The sequence below is a fragment of the Segatella copri genome (assembly GCF_002224675.1).
GTDB classification, from domain to species: domain Bacteria; phylum Bacteroidota; class Bacteroidia; order Bacteroidales; family Bacteroidaceae; genus Prevotella; species Prevotella copri_U.
In genome coordinates, this window is record NZ_NMPZ01000022.1 from 44887 (window position 1) to 67542 (window position 22656).

Below are 22656 nucleotides of genomic sequence, written 5' to 3' on the forward strand. Positions count from 1 at the left end.
ATGAGCATTGCTTGATGCCAACAGTAATCTTAGTAGGAAAAATCAAGTTCCGATTTCAATTTGCTGTCTTAGCAGGTTGTAATAGTATCCACGCAATTTGACCAATTCTTCGTGCTTACCCACTTCCACAATCCTGCCTTTGTTCATCACGATGATTTGGTGGGCATGTCTTACGGTACTGAGTCGGTGAGCCACCACGACAACAGTACGATGCTCGTAGAAACTATGGAGATTCTCAACTATCATACGTTCATTGAAGGTATCGAGCGAATTAGTTGCCCCGTCCAAGAATACATAGCAAGAATCTTTGTAGAAGGCTCTTGCAATCAAGATACGCTGCTTCTGTCCTTGACTCAGTCCCACTCCATCCCTACCTATCTTGGTGTCATATCCAAGCGGAAGAGTCACGATATAATCTTCGATGCAAGCTACTCGTGCAGCCACCTTCACCCTGTCCATATCTACGTCACCATCCCCTACGGCAATGTTACGAGCGATGGTATCTGAGAAGATAACGCCATCTTGCATCACGACGCTACACTGACGGCGCCACCACTTCTTGTTGAGCCTATTGATGTTGGTACCACCGATGGAAAGTTCTCCATTTGAGACTGGATAATATCCCAGCAACAACTTTAAGAGCGTAGTCTTGCCACTACCCGACTCTCCCACGATGGCTGTAGTATGTCCATAGGGTATGAATACACTCACGTCGTCAAGGGTTTTGTGGCTAGAGTGAGGTTCATACTTGAAGTCCACATGATACAGATCCATTCCATCAGTCTTGTCCTCTATAGAGGTAAGAAGTCCAGACTTGTCGTCCTCGCCCTTTTTGAGATGTATCTCATTGATGCGCTCCAAACTGATATTCACATCCTGGAGTGAATAGAAGAGCACCATCAACTGCTCTATTGGCGAATTGAGCTGACCGATGATGTACTGCACAGCAAGCATCATACCCAGCGTCATCTCCCCATGGATGACAGAGGTGGCAGCCACCACAGTAATAAGGATATTCTTCACCTCGTTGATAAGGATGCTTCCAACCTGCTGAGTCTGCAGAAGTTTAAGCAACTTAGCCTCAACGCCCAACTGGTTTTCCTGCACATGCTCCCATTCCCTGCATTTGCGCTGTTCACAATCCTGGAGTTTAATTTCCTGCATAGAGGTAATAAACTCGTAAGTTTTGTTCTTATTGATGGATTGTTGCTCAAAGAACTCATAATCCAACAACTTCCTGCGATGCAAGAACCTTTGCATCCACAATCCATATACGATGCTTCCCAAAAGGAACACGAAGAACACTACTTTATCATAAAGGAAGAGCACCACACCGAAGCCCACGAAGGTGATGAGAGAGAAAGCCACATTGAGCGTCTTTTGGGTCAAGAAGCTATTGACACAGTCATGGTCGCCCATACGCTGCATCAAGTCGCCCATCAACTTGGTATCGAAGAACGACATCGGCAACTTCAACAATTTCTTAAAGAAGTCGCTGAGCAAGGATATGTTGATCTTCATGTTAATGCGCAACAACACCCAACTACGAATAAAATCAATGACCGTACGGCTAACAGCGAGCATCAACTGTCCAAGCAAGATGAGCCAAACTAAGTCGAGTCTCTTATACTTAATGCCCTTGTCCACTATCAACTGGGTAAAGAAAGGAAAAGCCAACTGAATGAAGCTACCAAGAACCAAGCTCAAGAAAATCAATGCAAAAGACTTGCGATACTTCTTGAAATAGCCCAAGAGGAAACGGAAAAAGTGCTGCTCCCCCTCATTCTCCCACTCCTCTGGCATCTTGTAAGTCAAGAAATCAGGAGTAGTTTCCACAAAAATGGCAATCCCCTTAAGCGTGCCATCCGTCAACATACTTGCCCAATGACGTTCGAATTCAGCACGAGAATAAGTTACCAACCCCTTGCCAGGATCGGCGACATAAAACTTGCGCCCCTTCTTTATTTTATATAATACTACAAAATGATTTTGGTTCCACTGTAAGATGCACGGAAGGACATTAGCCTTCATTTCAAAGACAGAAGCCCTTGCACAATGTGTATGAAGGCCAAGCGTTTTAGCCGCCTCATTCAGTCCAAGCATAAAAACACCCTGCGGTGTAACAGAACAAAACTTTGACAGAAAATTCAAAGAGTATTTCCTGCCAAAGTACTTACATATCATTTGCATGCAAGCAATACCACATTGCATATTGTCATGTTGAAGAGTTATTGGAAATTTCATTATAAACGTTTGATTTCAGAGTTGCCTGCACCTGTACCTTTATACTTACTACGAGTGGAATTAAACTTATATCGAAGAGTCAAATTCAAGTTTCTTGTTCCTCTTCTCGCAACTTGCAGCAAAGTCATTTTCTGATTATACAGCAAATCCGCATCCCAATTCTTATATAGCAAATCATTACCTTGCAATTCCAATGTCAGAGCGTTCTGCAAAAAAGACTTACTGATGCTAACATCCAATACATGCTGTTCTTTTGCCATAAATACATTCTGTACATTACCCTTGCTTTGATAGCGATAATTCACATTAAACACTATGTCGCAAGGCAATCTAAAAGCATTATTAAAGGTTGCCATAAAAATAGGGCGGTTGAGTTTATATGACTCCACATCTGTATGAAGAGTAAACCATTGTTTCAACATTGCCAAGTTAGCTTGTGGAGACCAGAAGCCAAACTTTGGTGCCAAACTGACATAAGCCGTCGCACTCTTTACACTCTTTAGGTTCTTATGATTCACCATAGTGATTGCTTCATTGTCGGGAATCTGTTCTGCCCAATAAATAATGGCATCACGAGAATCTTTGTAGTTGACCATGAACTGAATAAATTTCCAAACTCCAGATACCTCAACCATATGGTTCGTTTCATTATTCAGCTGCGGATTACCCTTTTGTAGGGTGAGACGATTCATATAAACAATGTTGTTGCTCAACTGAGAATATGTTGGACGCTTGGTCTTGATAGAGTAGCTCAATTGCAACATTGCCTTTCCTATTTTAGCACCATAAGTCAAGCTAGGGAAAATATTATTGAAAGAACGACTCTGCTCTGGGTGATAGATTCCATCATTATAATATCTGAATCTCACATCCTCATATCTCAAACCTACCGTAACATTACCTATCGAAGTTAGATGTGAGTATTGCAAGAAAGGACTTACTGTTTGCTCTTCTAGTTTACCATAAGAATTAGCAAGTAAATCCGTTCGATTCACTTCATAGTCATCATTTCTATGGGTGTTGATATACTCTGCACCATAAGTAAGCCATCCTCCCAATACAGGAGATGTCAAAACCAACTTAGAGGCTACCATCTTGTTATCTACCTTATTCTCGGAATCTATCAGACGAGAGTCTTGCTCTTGGCTTATCTCTGTAAAATAACTATACATGCGTTTTTTTGCAAAATACAAGTCGGTATTAAAGTCTATGGTTGTCTTACCAACTCGACCATTATAATAAAAATTCAACTGATGGTCAGGATTGTCTTTGTTCACTATAGCACTATTAGTCGCTATGTTATCATAGAATTTTTCAGCTACAGTTATTTTACTATTAAATATACTATGCGTTCTTCTATATCCAGGACTATTCAATGTATACCTTGCACCAATAGAATGGTTGGCTCTGAAGTCATAGCTGAATCCACCTATAACAAGATGATTTTCCGAACGACGTGTCTGGTAGTTACTATTGTTTTGCTTCCAAATTTCACCAACATAGGTAATTTGCTCAAAAGTCGCATCCTGTATGGTCTTCGTATTAGAAAACTTATAGGTTGCGAACACATTCAAGCCATCATGACGATAGTTTGTATTCAACTCCTGAATAGTACCACTATATTTATTATACGAATAAAGAGAGCGAGTATCGAAACTAAATCCATCACCTTTCGCTGGTATTGTCTTTATCTTGATGACAGCATTGACAGAAGCACCATAAATTGCACCAGGAGCCTGGATAACCTCTATACTTTTAACAGCACTAGACTTTAGGTTGTCCAATTCATTCACATCAAGCACTTTTCTGTTATTGATATAAATGAGCGGAGTACCTTTTCCCAACACCTCATAAACATCCCCTCTTTTGATAATTCCAGGCACATGCTTCAATACATCTTCTGCCGTACCCATTCTGCTGAGCACGGTACCATCAACATGGGTCAACAAGCCTTCATTGGTCATTTTGTATTGAGAACGAAGACCTTTCACCACGACTTCATTTAAAATCTTGGCATCTTCTTCCAAGCAAATCGGCTTACCTTGATAATTTTTCAGCTCTTCATAAATTGTTCTATACCCTATAGAAGACACTTTCAACATCATATCTTTATTAGAAGATTGCAATTCAAAACTTCCATCCTCTTTCGTCACAGAACCTGCAATAAAAGCAGAATCACCCTTGGATATCAGAAGTACATTTGCAAAAGCAATAGGTATCCCCTTATTATCAACGACCTTACCCTTCAGATTTTGAGACATAGCTTGTAATACAAAAACAGCCATCAACAGTACTGCAAAAATTCGCTTTTCCATTTCAAATGTTATTTTATAGTTTTATCAATCCTAATAAATGCAGCATAAGTTTCATCACCAACTGCGTTGTCATATATGACGAATCTAGATATAAATTGGTTTCAACAATATCTATTCCTAATATTTTTTTGTTTTTTAATATTTTCGATAAGAATGCAAAAGTCTCTTCATAGAATCCTCCATCAATCATTTTAGAAGCTGTTCCTGGAGCTATGCTTGGATCAAAGAAATCTACATCAAACGAAAGATAGACATAATCTTTTCTTTCCATCAAACATTGGCAAGCAGCGTTCTCGGATCGCATTTCAGATAAAGAAATTTGCTTGCATTTTGGGTTCTCCACAAAGAAAGGCTCCCTAACTCCTATTTGGATAATTTCCTTAACCTTATCCAATCCTGCACAAAAAGACATGACCGTTGCATGATTCAACATCTCACTTTCAGAACTTTGATAAACCTGAAGATAGTCAGAATCACTCAAATCTGAATGGGCATCAAAATGCAGCACCAAGAAAGATGGATTGTTCGTACTAATGCCCTTCAATATGGGATAGGTTATCGAGTGGTCTCCCCCTATACAAAAAGGAACATTCCCCATTTCTACAACTCTAGAAATAACATTCGTTATTCTATCATAATAACTCACGCAACTATCTCCTGTTGCATAAAAAACATCCCCCACATCATACATTTTTTCCATATTGTTGTAGAAAATATCTCTAAGAAAACTCTGATGGAAAAACGAACTATTGACTTTTTTGTGTTTTATCCCTAATGGGAAAAAACTACTTGTCGCCTTTCTTAATGTGCGGGGAGCGTCTTTGCACCTTGCATCTACATCATTACCACCTCCAAAAGGAATTCCTATCAGAGATATTTGATGTTGTTTGCTGTATAAACATCCACTTTTTATTCCAAAGAAAGTTGGATGTTGAGGTACTAATTCACAAAAAACATCCGACAACTTAGACACAATCATCTTACTATTCACTAAGTTTTGCAAAGTTAGCTCTACCTGCGTTTTATCCAAAGAGTCCTTCAACATCCTTTCCACTAAGGTTTCTCTCTGTCTCCAATCACTACAGAACTCCAGTAAATCATGCAAGTACGCAGATATGCGGAAACTCTTGCCAGAAATGACATTTACCATCTCATAAGAACCATTTTTTAATTGGCCCTTAAAAGCAAATGATTTTTTATATTTAATACTACTTTCCATAACGTAACTAAATCAAAATTTGACTTTTCTGTAAATCAAGTGCCAACATCGGCTTGCCGATATTAGATACATCAATTGAGCAATCATGACTATGTAAAGTATAAAGCAGATCAAAAAGACCTTTTGACAACTTAACCTTTGTTGAGTTTGCCTTATCATATAAATACTGAGTATCTGTAATCACAAAATCATATCGCTCACTATTAAAACGCTTAATCGGCTCACTGCTAGTTGTAACCTTAGTCTCATTATGCTTATACTTGAAAAAAGAATTAACATAACACCAACCTTCCCATTGAGCAATGTCATTTTTCATATACTCACAAAAAAAACTCCACATATTCCTTATTCCACATTCCCTAGAAGAGATTGCAGGAAAGAGTTCTATATAGGGTTCTTTATTACAAACATCTCCTAAAGTCGCCAAGACTGGCATTACATCTAAAGACAATTTATCCGCCAAGAATTGCACACCTTTCCGTATTTTTATGGTCTCATGAAAGAAGTGAAAATCCTCCAACTTTTCATCATTCCGACTCATTCCCCCTATTCCTGAATTTCCATCCAAGTATATCAACAAAGAATACCCAAACCGAACATATTTAAATAAGGATATAAGCCCAGAACGTTTTTCGACATTTACAAATACTAAATTCGTTCTATCGTCAACCAAATCAGACAAAGATTGCTCGAAACTATCTTTTTGTGTATCATACACTCTTTGCGTGACAGGAACACACAAACTTATCCCCCTAGAAAGCAAATAACGACCTATAGCCTTGTAAGGACCATAATGCATAGTTGCAAAAATGCAGGGCGTACCGACTTCAACATTTCCATTTTTACAAGTCATAATTGGAGCATGGCAAGCATCGTACATGTCACCCACGTGCTCTGCAAAAAACAACCGCTTAAACATATCGACAGTTCCTTCTTTTCCTACGCACCTCTTTATATTAGAGCAGAAAAGCAAATAATTCTCTCGCTGAACATGGTTCAAATCTGTGTCGACCCCATTCAGGTATTCTAGTTTTTCGAATATTTCCATACTAATAACCTTCTTTAATTTTATTCATAGAACACAATTTAAACATTGACAAAACTAACTTGTAAAAACCATAGCAACAAGCCACACTCACAATAAAAGATTTTAAATATTGCAACGTAAAATATGGAGAATGCAAGTCCATAATAAAACTCACAACATACTCTAATAATTTTAGCGCAATATACCCTCTAAAGAACCAATTCAAAATGGCAAATTGCAGAATTGGCAAGCTAAACCGCCCCTGCTTGTCTTTCCATCTAAAATTATCTGCCTTTTCTATCAAATTAGGTATGTCAAAGAGGTCAGAATACACCCAATAGCCATCATTTCTAAAAAATGGCAGCAATGAGTACAATATCACCAACGTATTTGACAGTATTAAGTATCTCAAATAGTTTTCCGAAGCGGAGTTTGCCCCCAAAACATATCCACTCATAAGCAGCACATTAACAATGAGTTGAAAATATACACCTCCTGCATTTACAACTAGCCTTTTTCGCCTCGGTAGCAACCAAGATTTCGTCACATCACTAAACAGAACAGGAAATATTAAATAAAAACCAAACCCTATTTTTCCAGGTTGTATTCCATGCCGAAGCGAGGCTGTGGAATGCCCCAGTTCATGCAAAAGGACAAAGGCATTACTCAACATAAACAAAATAAGGAAGTCTCCTAACGAAAAGGACAATAAACTTAAACTAATCCCATCCTTATCTATCAATACAAAGAATAGGATGTTTACGATAGAAGCCAGTACAAAAACTAACCAAAATATCTTTACCCCAAATAGCACCTTAAACAACCGTGATACTGCGACCACCAATGAACTTCTCAACAAGGTATGCTGAAACTTAATATAACTATTATTCACAGTGCTAACTGTAGTAGATATCTTTCTAATAAAAGACTGGAAAGAATCTACGATATTTTGCTTATCGTTACAATCTAGATTATAGAATTGCTCCAAATTACCAACAGCCTCTTCTAATGTTGCATCTTTTTTCAAAGATGATAATATAAGATAGAAACATTCGTTAATAGCGTAAGCCTTTCCATTAGCTACTGCAACAAACTGCTGTTCTCTATGAGAAACCTCAATCATATCATAAATTCTTTCCATATCTTTCAACTTACTTCGTTAACATTAACGCTGAACGTCACCCAAGTTGCAACGGATCACATCACTAGCGGCAATCTGTGCCATTTCTAAACGATCCTCAAGCTCCTCGAACTTTAGATCAATAGACTTGTTCAATTCTTTAACCATATTTTTTATTTTTAAATTAATAAATGTTCATTAACTCTATTCTTAAAACTAGCGATTACACGAATATAATATCGTCATCATCACCTTCATCATCTGGCAAATATACTTTTGTGCCATCTGGTAAATAATACCATCCACCTCCCATGATGTTTGCCATTCCTTCTTTGTCCAATGCTTCCATTTTTCTACTTTTTAATTGTTTTTGTTTTACGGCTGCAAAGGTACAAACATTTTTGCTAAAGATTTCTAATATAAACCTAATGCTTTTCTAATATTTTATTAGCATTTTCATTAGAAGCAATTATACATTATTATAATAGCTTAACCTGCATATTTCATACAAAAGAAGTTTTACGCACACTGGGCAAACACAAAATAACCTTCATTTTTTAATTAATACGCAATATTCAGGTTAAAATCTTACTAAAGTTTGGCTATTCCATTTATTTTCGTTACTTTTGCACTCAAATAGTATAAATTACGATGAAAAAAGTATTTTTTATATCAATTATAGCTATCATTATGATAGATTGTTTGCAAGTCTATAATATATACTTGCAATACAAGAATTATACACAAGAACAAGCCAATTATATAACAACAACTTTAAAATCTTCAATAGACGAAGAACTTAGCCTCCGTTCTAGAAGGGATTATAGTCCTGACACTTTAGGACAACAACACTGTTATTTCAAAATCGCAAAAGAAATTCCAAAGGAAACTCCTAAAGAAGAGATTACAGACCTAAGAGGATATGATGTAAAACTGTTAAAAGCACAAGGGCTTATCAGCTCTAGTGAGGAACTTATCCAGCTTGCATCTCAAGATCAACAAATACAAAAAGGCCATCCTTTAGACATCACTATACTTGATACTATTTTTACAAGAAATCTCAACATACAATATGAGCATAGCATGATATTGGTTGACAAAAACAAGAATGTAATAAAGACAGTTGGCACAAAGAATATTCCCAGCTATTGGGTATATTCCAAGGATATAGCCGTCAACCTCGCCAATCCTCGGTTTATTCGAGTTGCCGTTTTTATCACCCCTTCCCAGTTTATCATCCAATTCATTTGGACTTTAGTCTTGTCGCTTCTATTTGTATTGATTGCCTCTATTTGCATAGGCTATCAATTACGAGAGATTAGAAACAGAGATGAATTACTAAAAAATAGGGAATTAACAGTCAATAGCATCATTCATGACTTAAAGGCTCCAATAAATAGCATCATTGCGCTCATGGGAGTTATCAAGCTAAAGGTTACGGATGAAAGCACTAAAATACTAGCTAGGCAAATAATTGACAAAGCAAAACTATTAGTACACGATATTGAGACTATTCTATCTACAGCCAACAATAAACCTAGAATGATTCTTAATCGTGAAGAGGTTAACATCATGAAGCTAATCAGTCTAGCTAAGTCAGATGTCGATATTCTCTACGAAAGCAAAGAACATACAATTACTATCGATGATAAAACTAGAGGAAATCAAATCGTTGATGCAGACAAGATGTACTTGCTCAACGCAATCAGAAACCTCATCGAAAATGCCATCAAATACGCCGACAAAGGAGTCATGGTACATATTTCCGTTATAAGATACAACAATGAGCTACAAGTTTGCGTATCTGACAATGGTTGGGGAATCAGCAAGAAAGACCAAAAGATGATTTTCAACCAGTTCTACCGAGTTCCACATGAACATGGACCTAGAGGACATGGTGTAGGACTGGCACTCGTAAAATATGTCATCGAATCGCATGGTGGTCATATCACCGTCAACAGCGAACTTGGAAAAGGCAGTAAATTCATTTTTAATATTCCTTTCAAATAAAAAATATCACAAAAAATCATGGACGAAATAAGAGTTCTCATCGTAGATGACGATGCCACACTTGGCGCAACGCTTACACTTGGTTTGGATGCACTTGGAATGCAGCCTAGCTATCAAACTTCTTTGGCAGGTTTACAATCTGTTGTGCAATCAATAAATCCTAACATTATAATCCTTGATGTTGAAATCGGAGAAGATAATGGTATCGACCAAATGCAACAACTTAAACTCTATGCGCCAAATATTCCTGTCATATTCATGTCTTCTCATGCAGATGTAGGATATTTGACAAGGGCGATGGGTGAAGGAGCTGTCAATTATCTTAAGAAGCCTTTTGAAATAGAAGAACTTGCTGCATATATTCAACGATTTGCAAAGGTTGAAAAACATCAAGATAACTCAACAATTGTTTCTTTTGGAAATTATTCATTATGCATTAATACTAGGGAACTTTTCTTACGACAAGAAAGAGTTTGTAGATTAACTACAAAACAGTTTGAAGTGACTCGTCTCTTCTTGGAATATCCCCACGAAACTATCCCACGTAAAACTTTAAAGCATAAACTTTGGCCAGATGGCAATGATTCGGATGCTAGTCTCGACAACTACATCTCGCAACTCCGCAAAATATTTACTGCCGATAAGAGTATTCATATCATAACAATTCCTAAAATCGGCTTTAAGCTCGAGATTTCTTAGTTACCACAATGGATGGGGACGGCGGGTATCATCCTCTAAAGGAAGTCGATATGGATGCCCCTACCTTCGCCCCGATGGTGAAAGACAGGAAAGGTACAGCCGATAGCCAAGGAGATGGGAAAGAGCATCATCGAAACGGGTAATCTGATAGCAGGAAACGGCTTCCATTCCTAAGGGTATTTTTTGATGGAACAAGGGAAAGTTGTGGATACTATCAGGAGTATTTAGCTATACTATTAGGAGTATTTGTCTATACTATTAGAAGAAAAAGTCTATACTATTAGGAGAAATCTCCGTTCATAAGTTTTGAATGTGCGTTCAGAAGTTTTGAATGTACGTTCAAAAGCTTTGAACATACGTTCAACGACGCTGAACGGAGATTTCTCCTAATGAAAAAAAGAAATGCCCCTAGAGGTAACTGCTTTTTCCTCTAGGGACATTCCTTTTTATTCCTCGGTGTAAAGCACCTGGATCATAGTCTGACCCACTGCCTTCAATACGTTCTTATCCAGATGAGCCATATCATCGTTCACGGTGTGCCAGGTAGGACCAAAACTGCTCTGCTGGCAATCAGGATAGTAGGCTATCACATCGATGGTAGGAATCTTCGCCTTCTCGTTTACCGGAATATGATCATCCGTAATCATACCGCCATCACTCTTAGGGAAGAAACTGCCGTAACCAGCCTGACGGGCTGCAGCCCAAACTCGCTTCACGATGCCACCAGCATACTGCATAGACATTCCTTCGCGGTAGAACTTGGCTCCCTGACCGCCTACCATATCCAGGAGGATGCCATAGCGAGGATTGTAACCCTCTGGCTTGTTCTCGCTCCAATACTGGGCACCCAAAGCCCAGCTGTTGCCATCATCCTGTGCATCAGACCATTGCGGTACGCCCCAATCCTCGGTATCGAAACATACGAAATCTACACCGATACTTGGATTCAACTTCTTGTCTGCCTGCAACTGGCGGGCAATTTCCAACATGACGGCTACTCCGCTGGCACCATCGTTGGCAGCCATTACAGGCTTGCGCCAATTGGTACTGTCGGGATCGTTATCCGCCCAAGGGCGACTGTCCCAATGGGCACAGAGCAAGATACGGGTTTCAGCCTTCGGGTTGTAATGGGCAATGATATTGGTATTCTTCAATATCGTGCCATCATAGCCCTTCAGGTCTGCCTTCTGGGTCTCTACCTCGCAGCCAAACTGCTTGAACTTGCTCACAATCCATTCGCCACACTTATCGTGCGCCTCGCTGTTCATCACGCGAGGTCCGAAATCGCATTGCGCTGCACAATAAGCCAATGCCGAATCGGCATTGAAAGCCGGACCTACGGGATTCAGCTTCTCCGCTTCCTCTACCTCCTGAACATCAGGCGAGCTTGCGCTGCTGGCATTCTTATAGCTGATGGTACCAGCCACCAGTCCGGCAGCTACCACCACACCTAATATGATCTTCATTTTTTTCGTCATAACATTATTGTTTAAAGTTCTGCACCTGCGTCATCACTCTGAGCCAGTTGCCTCCCCAGATCTTGGCGATATCCTGCTCACTGTACTTGCGGCGCAACAGCTGGAGAGTGAAATTAATCAGCTCGGAAGAATCAGCAAGTCCGCGGATGCCTCCGTCTCCATCGAAATCAGTACCCAGACCTACATGGTCGATGCCCATCACCTCGATGGCATGTTCCAGATGGGCAATGGCATCCATGATGTCTGCCTCGCCCTCCTTGCGCAGGAATCCATGATAGAGCGTTGTATGAGCCACACCTCCACGGGCTGCCAGGGCACGCATCTGATCATCGGTAAGATTACGGGGTACATCGCAGAGCGCACGGCTGCTGCTATGGCTGCATACGATAGGAGTCTGGCTGATTTCCAATGCATCATAGAAACTCTTTTCGCCTGCATGACTCAAGTCCACCATGATGCCGTGGCGATTCATCTCCTGAATTACCTTGGCTCCGAAACTGCTCACGCCATTGTGGGTATTGCAGCCACGGGCACTGTCGCAGATGTCATTATCGCCATTATGGCAGAGGGTGATATATACCACGCCTCGCTGGGCAAAGTACTTCACATTGCTCAAATCGTGCTCCAGGGCAAGACCATTCTCAATACCGAGCATGATGCTCTTTCTGCCCTTTCGCTTGTCGCTGTAAAGATCGGCAGGAGTTCGGGCGATACTCAGGTAGTCGCGGTTCTTGCTCACGATTTCCTCAATCTTGTCGAAGATGAGATCGGCATACTGCAGAGGTCCCTGCACGTCGAAGGCTACCTTGCTGCTGAAGCTCTCGCCTATCTTAGGCTGCGGCAGGTAAGCCACCATGGTGGTAGCATCCTGATGTCCATCGGTCATCTTGTGCAGATCCACGAGGATGCGGGAGTCGCGATGATCGAACTTCACGCCCTGCGGGAAGAACATCGGGGTATCGCAATGGGTATCGAGTGTAAGGATACGCTTGTGCAACTGCTTGGCTGCATGGAAATTGCCAGCCTGGTTCACCAGCCACTGGAAGATCTTTCCGCCTTCCTCGCCCAGCCACTCCGGATGCCACTGCACGCCGAGTATCTGCTTATACTCGTTGCTCTCTATCGCCTCGATGATGCCATCGGTAGATTTGGCGATGATGCGCATGTGCTTGCCCGGCTCGCTCACAGCCTGATGATGGAACGAGTTGACGAGAATCTTTTCCGAATTATATATATGATATAAGGTGGAATCCTTCTTGATTTCTACACTATGGGTTGGTTCGGAGCGGTCGGCATCCTGACTGTGCTTCACCATCTGCTTGATGTCCTGATACACTTTTCCGCCCAAGGCTATCGCCAGGGTCTGGATGCCTCGGCAGATGCCAAGCATCGGTATCTGGCGGTTGAAAGCCAGACGGACAAGCATCAGCTCTGCAGCATCACGCTCCTGATTGATATTGTGAAGACGGGGAGACGGCTCCTCGCCCATCCACAACGGGTTATGGTCGCCCCCACCCGTCAGGATCAAACCATCTAGATGCTCCAGGGTATTGATGATGACAGTACTGTCGGCAACTGGCGGGATGATGACAGGCGTTCCACCTGCCGCAATCACCTGCTTGTAATAACGGTCGCGAAGCGTAGCATCAATGTTCTCGTAATTGGCAGTAAGACCGATTACGGGCTGATGCTTCGCTTCGGGAAAAGAAGAGTACGCACCCTTGAGATGCGACTCCAAGTCAAATGTTTCCATTTGTTTATTTCTAAATACAAAAAAATTACTCTTCCTCCAAAAGAACAGGAACCTCGCGCTTGATGCTCTGCTCAAGCGAGATGAGTGTCTCGGTAGATACTACACCCGGAATAGCCTGGAGCTTGTTGTTCAGCAAGTCCATCAACTGCTCGTTGTCACGGGCATACAACTTCAAAAGCATGGTATAAGAACCGGTTGTGAAGTGGCACTCCACAATCTCAGGAATGTTCTGAAGGCGCTCTACCACCTTCTTGTACATATTACCACGCTCCAGGTTAAGTCCTACGTATGTACATGTAGAATAACCCAGACTCTTAGGGTTTACATCAAAGCCGCTACCGGTGATGAATCCATCCTCCATCAAGTGCTGGACACGCTGATGGATGGCTGCACGAGACACGCCGCATTCTGCAGCTACGTCTTTGAAAGGAATACGGGCATTCTTGGAAAGGATGCCGAGAATCTTTCTGTCAAGATTGTCTATTTTCTCCATTTCTTCTCTATTATTATGTTCTATTTTAAGGTATTCTTATATACCAGATAGCAAAATTAATAAAAACTATCGAAACAGACAACAAAATGCACGAATATTTTGCAATATCCGTGCATTTTGTTGTTTTTTATACTGATTTTAACCAAAATTTCAGATTTTTCCTGCTATTTGGTCGTTACTTTCTCTTTCTGGAAGCAGACTTCTTGCCAGCAGACTTAGCTGGAGTCTTAGCCACCTTCTTCTCTGCTCCTACAGCTACATCATCCTTCTGCTTGCTGTCTGCCTCAGGCTTTACCTCTGGCTTCACGATGCTCACGAGCTCCAGGTCGAATACCAATGTAGAATATGGAGGAATCTGACCAGCCTGACGCTCGCCGTATGCCAACTCATAAGGGATGTAAAGCTGCCACTTGCTGCCTACAGGCATCATGGTGAGAGCCTCTGTCCAACCCTTGATCAGGCTGCCGGCACGGAACTTGTCTGTGGCAGCACCGCCATGCTTGGAAGTTGCATCAAATACGGTTCCATCAATGAGACGGCCCTCGTAGATAACCTCCACCTCATCAGAAGCCTGAGGAATCTCGCCCTGACCTTCCTTGATCACCTTATACTGCAAACCGCTAGGCAAGACCTTGACACCTGGCTTCTTGGCATTGGCTGCCAGATATTTCTCGCCAGCACCAGCCAAGGCTTCCTTCTTGAACTCGCCAGCCTTGTGCTCGGTAAAGATAGTGGTATCATTGGCAAGAGCTGCCACGAAACCACGGCTGAACAGTTCGGCATTGATAGAATCCTTGGTGCTCTTCAGCTCCTCGCGGGTTCCAGGCAGGATGCGCTGATTTACCATCTGGGCAATCTGCATACCCACGATATAGGCAGTACCCTTAGGAGTATTTGCCTGCTGGATAGCCTCCTCATAACCACGGATGAAGTCTGCCATATAAGCAGTATCTACCTGATAACTCTGCTGGATGAATGGAACCAGACCACGGGTGGCATAGACACCAGCCGCATAACTCAAGGAATCACCCTCGCTGGCAAGAACCACAGGAGTTACCTTCTTCACATTCTTCTTCTTGCTTGCAGCACTGGCTGTAAACAAAGAAGCACTCGCCACGAGGACGAGTGCTGTCATTAAATATTTCTTCATTTCTTATAAGTCCTCTACTCAAAATGAGTTCCCACAAAAATTACTTGCCACCTACAGAGATCAACTCAATCTTGAAGATCAATACAGAGAATGGCTTGATCTGACCCTGCTCGCGCTCACCGTAAGCCAACTGCTGAGGGATGTAAACCTCCCATACAGAACCTGCTGGCATGTGAACCAAAGCCTCAGTCCAACCCTTGATAACCTGGTTAGCACGGAGATCTACAGCCTGGCCACGCTTGAAAGAAGAATCGAATACCTTGCCGTCGATTGTCTTACCCTCGTAGTTAACCTTTACCATAGATGTATCCTTTGGCATAGGGCCGTTACCCTCCTTGATTACCTTGTACTGAACACCTGAAGGAAGAGTTACCACTCCTGGCTTCTTCTTGTTGGCAGCGAGGAACTTCTCACCAGCCACCTTGTTAGGACCATATTCCTTCTCCATGTTCTTTGCCTTGATGGCCATCATCTTGGTCTGTGCTACCTGAGCAGCCTGCTCTACAGTCATCAACCCCTTCTTGCCGGTAGTACCTGTGATGAAACCAGCCATGAAGTTCTTCAAAGAGATGGTCTTGGTAGAATCGTCACCGAATACCTCGTGGTTGATACCCTTAACCATCTGGTTAGAGATCTGCTGACCAATCTGAATACCTGCATAGTAAGCAGCCTTCTTCTTGTCATCACCAGCGTTGGCACCATCGTTGAGACCCTTGATGAAATCATCCATGTAAGCGGTATCCACGCCCATGCGCTCTACCATAAACTCCTTCAGACCCTGAGTCTGAGACATACCCATGGCATAGCTCATTGTATCTACATCATTCTTGAGATCTGCCTTTGGAGTAGAATTGCCACAAGCTACGAATGTAGCGGCAACACAAGCCACGAGGGCTCCGAAAAATAACTTTTTCATTTTTTACTTTATGTTTTATTCTTTGTTCTCTATATTACTTTACTGCAACAAGCTCTACATCGAAGATCAATGCTGAGAATGGAGGAATAGCTGCTCCTGCGCCACGCTCGCCATAACCCAACTGATAAGGGATGAAGAAACGGTACTTAGCACCCTCGGTCATCAACTGAAGGCCCTCAGTCCAACCTGCGATTACCTGGTTCAATGGGAAGGTAGCTGTCTGACCACGGTCGTAAGAACTATCAAACTTAGTACCATCGATGAGTGTACCCTCGTAGTGGCACTCTACCTGATCTGTAGCCTTAGGAGCCTTGCCGTTACCCTCGCGCAGAATCTGATACTGCAAACCGCTCTTGGTAGTGATGATACCATCCTTCTTAGCGTTCTCTGCGAGGAACTGCTCACCAGCCTCCTTGGCAACCTTGCCCTTCTCTGCAGCTGCAGCCTGAGCCTTAGCCTCCTGCTCTGCGAAGAAGTTCTGTACCAACTCCTGTGCTTCCTGCTCATCAAGCTGAAGCTTGCCTGCAATCGCATCCTTTACAGCCTGTGCAAAATCATCAATGTTCAAACTCTCTGCACCCATAGAAGCCAACTGGCGACCGATGCCAATGCCTAAAGCATAACTTACTTTATCCATAAATTTATCTTATAACTTTGTATTAATATTCTTTATTTTGTACTTATTGTCCTTAAAACGAGTGCAAAGATAACATTTTTCTCGCTGATAACGATGATATTTAAAGAAAAAAGTGTAAATTTGTGCATTCTTAATAAGAAGATTAAGAAAATATGAATAAATAAAACGCGATAAGATGAAGAAACTCGTATTTTTAACCGGCGCTGGAATGTCTGTGGAGAGTGGTTTCAAAACTTTCCGTGGAAATGATGGCTTGTGGGAGAACTATCCTGTGGAACAGATAGCTACCCACGAGGGATGGGAAGCTGACCCTACCCTAGTAACTAACTTCTATAATATGTTGCGCCATAAGCTCTATGCCGCTCAACCTAACGAGGGACATAAACTTATCAAGGATCTGGAGAAGGATTTCGACGTAACGGTGATTACACAGAATGTGGATAACCTGCACGAGAAGGCGGGATCCAAAAACGTGATCCACCTGCATGGAGAACTCTCCAAAGTCTGCTCTTCGCGCGATCCTTACGACTATCGATACATCAAGGAGTTGCCGGAGAATGACTGTGAGGTGGAGCCTGGAACCAAGGCAGGCGATGGCAGCTTGCTGCGACCATTCATCGTCTTCTTCGGCGAGAGTGTTCCGATGATAGAGCCTGCTGCCGAGGCGGTACAGCAAGCCGATATCTTCGTCATCATCGGCACTTCGCTCAACGTGTATCCTGCCGCTGGACTGATAGCATACACCAAGCCGAACATTCCTATCTATCTGATAGACCCAGGTGCCGTAAACACCAACGGCTACTATAAGATTGAACATATCATGAAGGGGGCTTCTGAAGGAATGAAGGAACTGAAGGAGATCCTGGAGAAATAAAACGCAGAAGAGGATATAATTATAAGACGCTAAACTTTCACAAGTAAGCTCCACACGCCCTGAAAGGGCAGAAGCTCCTAGCCCAGGGCAGCGCCCTGGGTTACGCATAAGCAAGGAAGTCGCCCTGTAAGGGCAAAAGCTTTAAAAAAGAGAAGCTTTTGCCTTTACAGGGCGACTTCGTTTTATATCAAAAAGCCAATTATGCCGATGCTCTCGTTCCCATACGGGCCTCGGCTACATTTACCACGTAGTCGCCGAGCTTCTCGCATTCCTGAATGATATCCATATACAGGGTTCCTACACCATAGGTGTAGAGATGGTTATCCACATCATCCAGATTCTGGTTTCTCAACTGAGTACGGAAGTTGTTGATTTCCGTCTCTATATTATAGGTATGGTTCATATTAATCGACTGGCGATCGTGAGCAAACATAAAGTTCATCTGGGTAAGCGACTCATCTACCAGCTTGAACATCTGATGGATATTCTCATTCTGCTTGGCAGTGAACTCCTCCTTGTTCTCTCCCTTGCGCTTGATGGTGCGGGCGAGGTTGTAGCAGCTGTCACCAATGCTCTCTATCTCGGAAATCGCACGCAGCATCGAACGAATCTTCGCCTTGGTATCATCACTCAGATGGGCATCGCTCACCTGGTCCAGATACTTGGCAATCTCAATCTCCATATTATCCGAAATACCCTCATACTTCTCGATGCGCTCATAGAGCTTGTCGAAAGTCTTGGCATCCTGGGTATCCATCAACTCTCTCACCATACCAAACATACGATGAATGCGCTCACCGAAACTGCCGATTTCCTGCTGTGCCTCGAAGACGGAAAGCTCCGGTGTCTTCATGATACCAGCCTGGATAAAACGCAGGCGGAAATCCTCATCCTCCTTATCTGCCTTAGGCTTGATAAGCTTGCAGACCACCTTTTCCAACTGCGGGATAAACCAGATGAGTACGCCCGTATTGCAGACATTGAAGCAGGTGTGGAACATCGCCAGGACGATTGGCAATAACTTCGCCTTCTGCGCTGCCGACATACCGCCATCAGGATCGTAGCCCACAATAGAGCAGACGAAATCCACGAAAGGATAGAACAGGCAGAGAACCCAGATGACACCAAACACATTGAACACCAGATGAGCCAAAGCCGCACGACGAGCCTGGGCATTGGCACCCAAAGCAGCAAGGTTGGCGGTAGCAGTGGTTCCGATATTCTCACCCATCACCAGCGCAATACCCAGATAGATAGGAAGCACTCCCGTAGAACAGAGCAGGATGGTAATCGCCATCACCGCAGCAGAACTCTGTACGATGCAGGTAATAAGCGTACCTATCAAAAGGAAGACGACAATGGTGAAATGACTCTTCGTATCGAAGGAACCGAAGAAGTCGATAACTGCCGGATTATGCTCCAGATCGAGAGCCTTGCCTGCACTGCTCAACAGAACGAGCGAGAAGAAGAGAAAGGCAATACCGAAAAGGAAATCTCCAAAATACCGGCGCTTCTTGCTATATATCAGCATAATGCCGAGGAAGAACGCAGGGAAAACCACGATGGTTAAATCTACATTATAACCCAGCGACATAATCCATGCCGTAAAGGTGGTACCAATGTTGGCACCCATAATCACGGAAATGGCTTGGGCCAGGGTGAGCAGACCTGCATTTACAAAAGAAACCGTCATCACGGTGGTTGCAGAGGAACTCTGAACAGCACAGGTAATAAAGGTACCTGTAAGCATTCCCGTAAATCGGTTGGTAGTCATAGCTCCTAAAATGTGGCGCAACTGGGATCCTGCCATCTTCTGCAAAGCCTCACTCATCACCTTCATACCATAGATGAGCAATGCCAGAGAACCGAGAATCTGAAAAAAAATCACAAGATATTGACTTGTATCCATAATTAATTGTTTTTGTGGAAATGTTTGTTACGTTTCGATTGCAAATATAATAAGAAATCCGCTTATTACGAAATATTAAGCAAGGATATTTCAAATTGTAACAGCATTGTAATATCCTAAACCAATGAACATCTTTAAAAAGAAACAAAGCGCTCTTTTCTATCTACTATTTATTATATACCGTTTTTCTACTCTTGATATAGAAGGAAAGGAGAAATTAGTGGCCTATTTTGTTACATATTTAATAAAAAACAAAAAAAGATGCCAAGAAACTTTGTATTCTCCGATTTTTTTTGTTTCTTTGCCTTATAAAACTATAAACAGTCATATAACAGTCGTAATTATGGGAAAAGGTAAAAAAGGCGGCAAAAGAATGAACAAGGCGCAGCTCACTGAGATTCTGCAGCAATTCTTTGCCGAAAGGCCGGGCGAAACGCTCAGCTTTAAAGAAATATTCCGTTCCCTCCATCTCACCACGCATCCGCTCAAGATGCTGGCTATCGACATTATGGAGGAAATGGCATGGGATGACTATCTGGCAAAGGTAAGTGATAATTCGTATCGCCTGAACCAAAGCGTGCAGGTGATGGAGGGTAAGTTTGTTAGAAAGGCAAATGGCAAGAACTCCGTCATTCCTGACGGCGAAGAGAATCCTATCTTCGTTTCTGAACGCAACTCTATGGGAGCGCTCAATGGCGACCGCGTGGAATTCACTTTCCTCGCACGCCGAAAGAACCACATCAAGGAAGCACAGGTAAACAAGATCCTGGAACGTGCAAAAGATACCTTCGTTGGTAGATTGAAAGTGGATAAGGATCTGGCTTACCTTGTTACACCAAGCGATGTCTTCGCTCACAACATCATCATTCCGAGAAGAAAGGTAAAGGGCGGAAAGACCGACGACAAGGCGGTGGTACGAATCATAGAATGGCCGGATGGAGAAAACAAGAGTCCTATCGGTGAGGTGGTGGATATCCTCGGACAGAAGGGTGACAACGATGTAGAGATGAACTCTATCCTCGCCCAATATGGATTGCCTTACAAGTATCCGAAGAACGTAGAGGATGCTGCCAACAAGATTTCAGGAGAAATCACAGAGCAGGACTACAAGGAGCGAGAAGACTTCAGAAAGGTTTTCACCTGCACCATCGACCCGAAGGATGCCAAGGACTTCGACGATGCCTTGAGTATCCAGAGACTGGAGAATGGCAATTGGCAAGTGGGTGTTCACATCGCCGATGTTTCACACTACGTCACGGAGGGCAGCATCATCGACAAGGAAGCTGTGAAGCGTGCCACATCTGTCTATCTCGTAGATCGCACCATCCCGATGCTCCCTGAGCGTCTCTGCAACTTCATCTGTTCGCTTCGCCCTAACGAGGAAAAACTGGCATACAGCGTCATCTTTGAACTCGACAACAATGCCGAGGTCAAGAACTACCGCATCGTGCATACCGTCATCGAGAGCGACCGACGATATAAATATGAAGAGGTACAGGAACTCCTAGAAGCAAATGGCGTGATTGATGGTACCGGCGAACCTGCACCGGCAGAAACCAAAGAGCATCCATACCAGGGTGAAAATGCACTCCAGCTTATCACCCTTGATAGACTGGCAAAGAAACTTCGTGCTGCAAGATTCAAGAATGGAGCCGTGAAGTTCGACCGAGAGGAACTGCATTTCGATGTTGACGAGAAGGGCAAGCCTGTCAGCTGCTACTACAAGCGCTCAAAGGATGCCAACAAACTCGTGGAGGAATTCATGCTCCTAGCCAACCGTACGGTGGCTGAAAGTATCGGAAAGGTGAAAAAGGGAAAGAAGCCAAAGACGCTTCCTTATCGTATTCACGACAATCCAGACCCACAGAAGCTGGAGACCCTGCGTGAGTTCGTTGTGAAGTTTGGCTATAAGATGAAGACCGAGGGAACCAAGGGCGCCACAGCCAGAAGTCTGAACAAGTTGATGGCTGACTGCGAAGGCAAACCTGAGAACAACCTCATCCAGATGGTAGCTCTCCGTGCAATGATGAAGGCAAAGTATTCCGTCCACAACATCGGTCACTTCGGTCTGGCATTCGAATACTACACTCACTTCACCTCGCCGATCCGCCGTTATCCGGATACAATGGTGCATCGCCTGCTTACCAAGTATGCACAGGGCGGCAGAAGTGCCAACGAGAAACATTACGAGGAACTCTGTGAACATTGCTCCGACATGGAGCAGATTGCACAGAATGCAGAACGAGACAGTATCAAATATAAGATGGTAGAATTCATGGGCGATAAGCTCGGTGAGGAATTCGATGCCCACATCAGCGGTATCACTTCTTACGGCATCTATGCAACCATTGATGAGAACCATTGTGAAGGTATGATTCCGATGCGAGACATCGCAGACGATTACTACGACTTCGATGAAAAGAACTTCTGTCTGATTGGTCGTCGTCATCACAACAAGTACCAATTAGGTGATGCTATCCGCATCAAGGTGGCTCAAGCCAACCTGGAGAAGAAGCAGTTGGATTTCGCCCTAGCCGGCGATTCTGCTCCTATACGCAAGGAAAAGCCTGCAACTAGTACTTCTTCCAAGAAAACAAAGAAGTCGAAGCAGAAGACACGTAATCATCGTAGAAACAAATAATCTCTCCATATCAAACTGGGCTGACCTTTAAGGTTGGTCCAGTTTTTTATTTTGATTCTGTGAAAAAGGAAAAGCAGAGAAAAAGATCAGCATCATTCCAGACCGAACAGGTCTAGAATCTGTGTACATCTGTGAAATCTGTGGGAAATAGAAAAAAGTATCAGAAAAGAA

19 protein-coding genes are annotated in these 22656 nt (G+C 42.9%); 5 read left to right on the forward strand and 14 right to left on the reverse strand.

Annotation, left to right across the window (positions count from 1 at the left end; all coding sequences use genetic code 11):
* Positions 1-42 precede the first annotated feature (42 nt).
* Genes CFT61_RS12535 through CFT61_RS17325 form a run of 7 tightly spaced genes read right to left on the reverse strand, consistent with a single transcriptional unit; the run spans position 43 to position 8274 of the window.
* Positions 43-2244, reverse strand: coding sequence for a peptidase domain-containing ABC transporter (locus CFT61_RS12535; protein ID WP_089544762.1), 2202 nt, complete (start codon positions 2242-2244; stop codon positions 43-45).
* Positions 2244-4559 (reverse strand): outer membrane beta-barrel family protein, encoded by a 2316-nt coding sequence (locus CFT61_RS12540; protein ID WP_089544763.1) that lies wholly within the window; start codon positions 4557-4559, stop codon positions 2244-2246. The genes CFT61_RS12535 and CFT61_RS12540 overlap by 1 nt, the downstream gene beginning before the upstream one ends.
* 13 nt (positions 4560-4572) lie before the next feature.
* Positions 4573-5778, reverse strand: a complete 1206-nt coding sequence (locus CFT61_RS12545) for an arginase family protein (RefSeq protein ID WP_089544764.1) — start codon at positions 5776-5778, stop codon at positions 4573-4575.
* Between the two features lie 7 nt (positions 5779-5785).
* Positions 5786-6826, reverse strand: coding sequence for a hypothetical protein (locus CFT61_RS12550; RefSeq protein WP_089544765.1), 1041 nt, complete (start codon positions 6824-6826; stop codon positions 5786-5788).
* Between the two features lies 1 nt (position 6827).
* Positions 6828-7946, reverse strand: a complete 1119-nt coding sequence (locus tag CFT61_RS12555) for a hypothetical protein (protein ID WP_089544766.1) — start codon at positions 7944-7946, stop codon at positions 6828-6830.
* A gap of 24 nt (positions 7947-7970) precedes the next feature.
* Positions 7971-8093 (reverse strand): hypothetical protein, encoded by a 123-nt coding sequence (locus tag CFT61_RS17320; RefSeq protein ID WP_254918973.1) that lies wholly within the window; start codon positions 8091-8093, stop codon positions 7971-7973.
* A gap of 55 nt (positions 8094-8148) precedes the next feature.
* Entirely contained in the window at positions 8149-8274 is a 126-nt protein-coding gene (locus CFT61_RS17325; protein ID WP_254918974.1) for a hypothetical protein, read from the reverse strand.
* 302 nt (positions 8275-8576) lie between these two features.
* Between CFT61_RS17325 and CFT61_RS12560 the strand changes: the two genes are divergently transcribed.
* Genes CFT61_RS12560 through CFT61_RS17330 form a run of 3 tightly spaced genes read left to right on the forward strand, consistent with a single transcriptional unit; the run spans position 8577 to position 10777 of the window.
* Positions 8577-9935: a sensor histidine kinase gene (locus tag CFT61_RS12560; protein WP_089544767.1), complete on the forward strand. Its 1359-nt coding sequence runs from the start codon at positions 8577-8579 to the stop codon at positions 9933-9935.
* 18 nt (positions 9936-9953) lie between these two features.
* Complete coding sequence (locus CFT61_RS12565) at positions 9954-10634, forward strand: response regulator transcription factor (RefSeq protein ID WP_089544768.1); 681 nt, start codon at positions 9954-9956, stop codon at positions 10632-10634.
* A gap of 8 nt (positions 10635-10642) precedes the next feature.
* Complete coding sequence (locus CFT61_RS17330) at positions 10643-10777, forward strand: hypothetical protein (RefSeq protein ID WP_254918975.1); 135 nt, start codon at positions 10643-10645, stop codon at positions 10775-10777.
* Positions 10778-11080: 303 nt separating this feature from the next.
* On the opposite strand, the gene CFT61_RS12570 is transcribed toward CFT61_RS17330, so the two are convergent.
* The 6 genes from CFT61_RS12570 to CFT61_RS12595 form a co-directional block, all read right to left on the reverse strand.
* Positions 11081-12112 (reverse strand): M28 family peptidase, encoded by a 1032-nt coding sequence (locus tag CFT61_RS12570; RefSeq protein ID WP_089544769.1) that lies wholly within the window; start codon positions 12110-12112, stop codon positions 11081-11083.
* Positions 12113-12116: 4 nt separating this feature from the next.
* A complete protein-coding gene (locus tag CFT61_RS12575) occupies positions 12117-13865 on the reverse strand; it encodes a membrane dipeptidase (protein WP_089544770.1) in 1749 nt (582 codons plus the stop codon).
* A 25-nt stretch (positions 13866-13890) separates the two neighbouring features.
* Positions 13891-14358: an Lrp/AsnC family transcriptional regulator gene (locus CFT61_RS12580; protein WP_089544771.1), complete on the reverse strand. Its 468-nt coding sequence runs from the start codon at positions 14356-14358 to the stop codon at positions 13891-13893.
* Positions 14359-14533: 175 nt separating this feature from the next.
* Positions 14534-15508: an FKBP-type peptidyl-prolyl cis-trans isomerase gene (locus CFT61_RS12585; protein WP_089544772.1), complete on the reverse strand. Its 975-nt coding sequence runs from the start codon at positions 15506-15508 to the stop codon at positions 14534-14536.
* A 40-nt stretch (positions 15509-15548) separates the two neighbouring features.
* Positions 15549-16424 (reverse strand): FKBP-type peptidyl-prolyl cis-trans isomerase, encoded by an 876-nt coding sequence (locus CFT61_RS12590; protein ID WP_089544773.1) that lies wholly within the window; start codon positions 16422-16424, stop codon positions 15549-15551.
* 34 nt (positions 16425-16458) lie between these two features.
* Positions 16459-17061 carry an FKBP-type peptidyl-prolyl cis-trans isomerase gene (locus CFT61_RS12595; protein WP_089544774.1) on the reverse strand — a complete coding sequence of 201 codons (603 nt, stop codon included), beginning with the start codon at positions 17059-17061 and terminating at the stop codon, positions 16459-16461.
* 175 nt (positions 17062-17236) lie between these two features.
* On the opposite strand from CFT61_RS12595, the gene CFT61_RS12600 reads away from it, so the two are divergent.
* Positions 17237-17935 (forward strand): SIR2 family NAD-dependent protein deacylase, encoded by a 699-nt coding sequence (locus CFT61_RS12600; RefSeq protein ID WP_089544775.1) that lies wholly within the window; start codon positions 17237-17239, stop codon positions 17933-17935.
* 199 nt (positions 17936-18134) lie between these two features.
* Here CFT61_RS12600 and CFT61_RS12605 read toward each other — a convergent pair whose 3' ends face one another.
* Complete coding sequence (locus CFT61_RS12605) at positions 18135-19844, reverse strand: Na/Pi cotransporter family protein (RefSeq protein WP_089544776.1); 1710 nt, start codon at positions 19842-19844, stop codon at positions 18135-18137.
* Positions 19845-20187: 343 nt separating this feature from the next.
* On the opposite strand from CFT61_RS12605, the gene rnr reads away from it, so the two are divergent.
* Positions 20188-22485 carry a ribonuclease R gene (gene rnr, locus CFT61_RS12610; protein WP_089544777.1) on the forward strand — a complete coding sequence of 766 codons (2298 nt, stop codon included), beginning with the start codon at positions 20188-20190 and terminating at the stop codon, positions 22483-22485.
* Positions 22486-22656 lie beyond the last annotated feature (171 nt).

What these genes read in the sequence shown, in the direction of transcription:
- CFT61_RS12535 (WP_089544762.1), bottom strand. Translation starts at nt 2,244, where the DNA reads ATGAAATTTCCAATAACTCTTCAACATGACAATATGCAATGTGGTATT.
- CFT61_RS12540 (WP_089544763.1), bottom strand. Translation starts at nt 4,559, where the DNA reads ATGGAAAAGCGAATTTTTGCAGTACTGTTGATGGCTGTTTTTGTATTA.
- CFT61_RS12545 (WP_089544764.1), bottom strand. Translation starts at nt 5,778, where the DNA reads ATGGAAAGTAGTATTAAATATAAAAAATCATTTGCTTTTAAGGGCCAA.
- CFT61_RS12550 (WP_089544765.1), bottom strand. Translation starts at nt 6,826, where the DNA reads ATGGAAATATTCGAAAAACTAGAATACCTGAATGGGGTCGACACAGAT.
- CFT61_RS12555 (WP_089544766.1), bottom strand. Translation starts at nt 7,946, where the DNA reads ATGGAAAGAATTTATGATATGATTGAGGTTTCTCATAGAGAACAGCAG.
- CFT61_RS17320 (WP_254918973.1), bottom strand. Translation starts at nt 8,093, where the DNA reads ATGGTTAAAGAATTGAACAAGTCTATTGATCTAAAGTTCGAGGAGCTT.
- CFT61_RS17325 (WP_254918974.1), bottom strand. Translation starts at nt 8,274, where the DNA reads ATGGAAGCATTGGACAAAGAAGGAATGGCAAACATCATGGGAGGTGGA.
- CFT61_RS12560 (WP_089544767.1), top strand. Translation starts at nt 8,577, where the DNA reads ATGAAAAAAGTATTTTTTATATCAATTATAGCTATCATTATGATAGAT.
- CFT61_RS12565 (WP_089544768.1), top strand. Translation starts at nt 9,954, where the DNA reads ATGGACGAAATAAGAGTTCTCATCGTAGATGACGATGCCACACTTGGC.
- CFT61_RS17330 (WP_254918975.1), top strand. Translation starts at nt 10,643, where the DNA reads ATGGATGGGGACGGCGGGTATCATCCTCTAAAGGAAGTCGATATGGAT.
- CFT61_RS12570 (WP_089544769.1), bottom strand. Translation starts at nt 12,112, where the DNA reads ATGACGAAAAAAATGAAGATCATATTAGGTGTGGTGGTAGCTGCCGGA.
- CFT61_RS12575 (WP_089544770.1), bottom strand. Translation starts at nt 13,865, where the DNA reads ATGGAAACATTTGACTTGGAGTCGCATCTCAAGGGTGCGTACTCTTCT.
- CFT61_RS12580 (WP_089544771.1), bottom strand. Translation starts at nt 14,358, where the DNA reads ATGGAGAAAATAGACAATCTTGACAGAAAGATTCTCGGCATCCTTTCC.
- CFT61_RS12585 (WP_089544772.1), bottom strand. Translation starts at nt 15,508, where the DNA reads ATGAAGAAATATTTAATGACAGCACTCGTCCTCGTGGCGAGTGCTTCT.
- CFT61_RS12590 (WP_089544773.1), bottom strand. Translation starts at nt 16,424, where the DNA reads ATGAAAAAGTTATTTTTCGGAGCCCTCGTGGCTTGTGTTGCCGCTACA.
- CFT61_RS12595 (WP_089544774.1), bottom strand. Translation starts at nt 17,061, where the DNA reads ATGGATAAAGTAAGTTATGCTTTAGGCATTGGCATCGGTCGCCAGTTG.
- CFT61_RS12600 (WP_089544775.1), top strand. Translation starts at nt 17,237, where the DNA reads ATGAAGAAACTCGTATTTTTAACCGGCGCTGGAATGTCTGTGGAGAGT.
- CFT61_RS12605 (WP_089544776.1), bottom strand. Translation starts at nt 19,844, where the DNA reads ATGGATACAAGTCAATATCTTGTGATTTTTTTTCAGATTCTCGGTTCT.
- rnr (WP_089544777.1), top strand. Translation starts at nt 20,188, where the DNA reads ATGGGAAAAGGTAAAAAAGGCGGCAAAAGAATGAACAAGGCGCAGCTC.